This window comes from Actinocrinis sp. (genome assembly GCF_035650855.1).
Taxonomy (GTDB): Bacteria; Actinomycetota; Actinomycetes; order Streptomycetales; family Catenulisporaceae; genus Actinocrinis.
Window position 1 is genome coordinate 1 of the sequence record NZ_DASRGV010000261.1, and the last position, 2,835, is coordinate 2,835.

Genomic DNA, 2,835 nt, shown 5'->3' on the forward strand with positions numbered 1-2,835 from the left:
AGCGCCACGATATACACCTCGGGGTGTCCGAAGAACCAGAAAAGGTGTTGCCACAGGATCGGGCCGCCGTTGCTCGCGTCGAAGATGTGTGCCCCGAGGCGCCGGTCCGCTTCGAGTGCGAACAGGGCCGCCGCCAGCACCGGGACGGCCAGCAGCACCAGCACCGAGGTGAACAGGGTGTTCCAGACGAAGATCGGCATCCGGAACATCGTCATGCCCGGCGCGCGCATGGTGATGATCGTGGTGATGAAGTTGACCGCGCCGAGGATGGTGCCGAAGCCGGACATGGCCAGGCCCATCACCCACAGGTCGCCGCCGACGCCGGGGGAGTGCACGGCGCTGTTGAGCGGGGCGTAGGCGAACCAGCCGAAGTCGGCCGCGCCCTGCGGTGTCAGGAAGCCGCTGACCGCGATCAGCGAGCCGAACAGGAACAGCCAGTAGGACAGGGCGTTGAGCCGGGGCAGCGCCACGTCCGGCGCGCCGATCTGCAGCGGCATGATCGCGTTGGCGAACCCGGCGAACAGCGGGGTCGCGAAGAACAGCAGCATGATCGTGCCGTGCATCGTGAAGGTCTGGTTGTACTGCTCGGGCGTGAGCAGTTGCAGGCCGGGACGGGCCAGTTCGGTGCGCAGCAGCAGGGCGAGCAGGCCGCCGAAGCCGAAGTAGACCCCGGCGGTCGTCATGTACAGGAAGCCGATGGTCTTGTGGTTCGTCGTGGTGACGACCGAGACGAAGAGCTCGCCGGGCTTGCGGTCGGTGCGGGCGGCCGGGGCCGAGGGGGCGCCGGAAACCGGAACGTGGACTGAGGTCATCGGGCGGCGCCTACGGTATGGGTCGGGTGGGGCGGCTGACCGGCGATGACGCGGATCGGGCGGCGGTTGATCGCCCGGCGCGGCTCGCGGCCGGGTCGCGTATTGCCCAGCCCTGGCGCGATGAATCCGAATTGGCCCGAAGTGCCCAGCGGCGCGGGCAACGGCCTGCACCTGTTCTTCGCCGACCGGGCTGAAGGGCGCGCGAGCCCGGCCCGTAGGCTGAGATCGCCTGCTCCGACGGCTGACAGTGTGAAGGATGAGGCGGACGTGCTCGCGGTTTCCTGGGATACGGTGCGGCTCTTCCTGCACGTGCTCGCGGCGACGGTGTGGGTCGGCGGACAGCTGACGCTGGCGGCGCTGGTGCCGGTGCTGCGCGGGGTCGGCGCCGAGGTTCCGGCGACCGCGGCCCGCCGGTTCAATCAGGTCGCCTGGCCGGCCTTCGCGGTGCTCGTGGCGACCGGGGTCTGGAACGTGATCGCCGAGCACGACAAGGTCAGCGGCGCATTCGAGAACACGCTCATGCTGAAGATCACACTGGTCGTCGTCTCCGGCCTGACGGCCTTCCTGCACGCGCGAGCCCGCGGCACGGTCGGGTTGGCCGTGTTCGGCGCGCTGACCGGGCTGAGCGCGCTCGGTGCGCTGTTCGTCGGCATTCAGCTGGCCGGCTGACGGCGCGAACGTACGCAGGCGGCTGCGGCCGAGCGCCCCGCGGCCTTACGCCTCGCCGTCCTCCGCGGCGAACCACCAGTCACGCTCGGGCAGTTCGCCCGCCGCGCTGCTGAAGCTTTGCAGTGCCGAGGTGACGTGGCCGTATGCGTTCGCCGGGATCGCTTCGACATAGCGTGCCAGCTCCGCGCGGCGGCGCTTGGCCAAATCGCGCACGAGGCTTTGCCCGCTCGGCGTCAGGCTGAGCCGGACCTCACGACGATTCGCAGCGCTGCGGTAACGACGGATCAGGCCCTTACGCACCAAGCGATCGCACATACGCGTCGCGGTAGACGGCGCGACGCCGAGGTCGGTGGCGATGTCGGTGACGCGCTGCGGGCCGCGGGACGCCAGCACGATCAGCGCGCGGGATTGCGGCAGCGTCACGTCCGGGTCGAGTTCGGCGAGCGTGCGTCCGGCCAGCGCCACCATGGCGCGGCTGGCGAGGAGCAGCGATTCGATGATTTCATCGCGGGACAGCGGCGTCGCGGCCTCGACTTCGACCTCGGCTTCTTGATGCACCCTACAATCATTGCACGAGCTAAGCCTTGACGTCCCGGCGATCGCCGCGGTCCTTTCGGCATTCCCGCTCATCCCGGAGTTCATGCCGGCGCGCCCAGGGAGCCTCGCGGGCGCCTTGCGTGCCCCGCGCTCCGGTTGACAGAAACACTTGCATTTGACAAGTCTTGTCTATGTGAATGGTTTTCCCGCGGTCGCGCCGCGCACCGGGCCACGGCCGGACGTGGCGGCGTTCGAGCAGCTGGCACGCGCCTTGGTGGGGATCACGCTGAAGAGCCTGAGTGCGCTGGACGGAGCGGTGAGCGTGCCGCAGTTCCGCCTGCTGCTGACGCTGGACGGGCTCGGCCGGGTGCCCTCCTCGACGCTGGCTGAGGCGCTGGGCATGGGTGCCTCCTCGGTCACCCGCCTGGTCGATCGGCTGCAGGCGGCCGGCCTGGTGGAGCGCGGCAGCGTGGAACACAGCCGCAGCATCGTGACGGTCGAGGTCACCGGCCGCGGCCGCGACCTGGTCACCGCGGTGCTTGACCGCCGGCACGCGCTGCTGGAGGACGTGCTTGACCGGATGGATCCGCAGGAGCGCGAGCAGGCGCGGCAAATGGCCACGGTCTTCGTCGGCCTGGCCGGCGACGCGGTCGCGCTGGGAGTGAATGGACCGGTGCCGCTGTGATCACCCATCGCCTGTACGCGCGTTTCCGCGAGAAAGCCGGGCTGAATGCCGCCGCCTCGCTGCCAGGTCGGTCCTCGGCCACGGGCGACCGCGCCGGGTCGAACGGCGCCGTGACCAGTAACAACACAGTGA

The 2,835-nt window shown here is 69.7% G+C and carries 4 protein-coding genes; 2 read left to right on the forward strand and 2 right to left on the reverse strand.

From position 1 onward, the window contains the following. Window positions 1–812: cbb3-type cytochrome c oxidase subunit I (locus VFB40_RS18940; protein ID WP_324852488.1), on the reverse strand; the 812-nt coding region annotated here is incomplete at its 3' end. 120 nt (window positions 813–932) lie between these two features. Here VFB40_RS18940 and VFB40_RS18945 point away from each other — a divergent pair. Further along, window positions 933–1,481, forward strand: a complete 549-nt coding sequence (locus VFB40_RS18945; protein WP_324852490.1) for a hypothetical protein — start codon at window positions 933–935, stop codon at window positions 1,479–1,481. 45 nt (window positions 1,482–1,526) lie between these two features. On the opposite strand, the gene VFB40_RS18950 is transcribed toward VFB40_RS18945, so the two are convergent. Next, a complete protein-coding gene (locus tag VFB40_RS18950) occupies window positions 1,527–2,039 on the reverse strand; it encodes a MarR family winged helix-turn-helix transcriptional regulator (RefSeq protein WP_324852492.1) in 513 nt (170 codons plus the stop codon). A gap of 172 nt (window positions 2,040–2,211) precedes the next feature. On the opposite strand from VFB40_RS18950, the gene VFB40_RS18955 reads away from it, so the two are divergent. Continuing rightward, window positions 2,212–2,703: a MarR family winged helix-turn-helix transcriptional regulator gene (locus VFB40_RS18955; RefSeq protein ID WP_324852494.1), complete on the forward strand. Its 492-nt coding sequence runs from the start codon at window positions 2,212–2,214 to the stop codon at window positions 2,701–2,703. The last annotated feature ends 132 nt before the right edge of the window (window positions 2,704–2,835 follow it).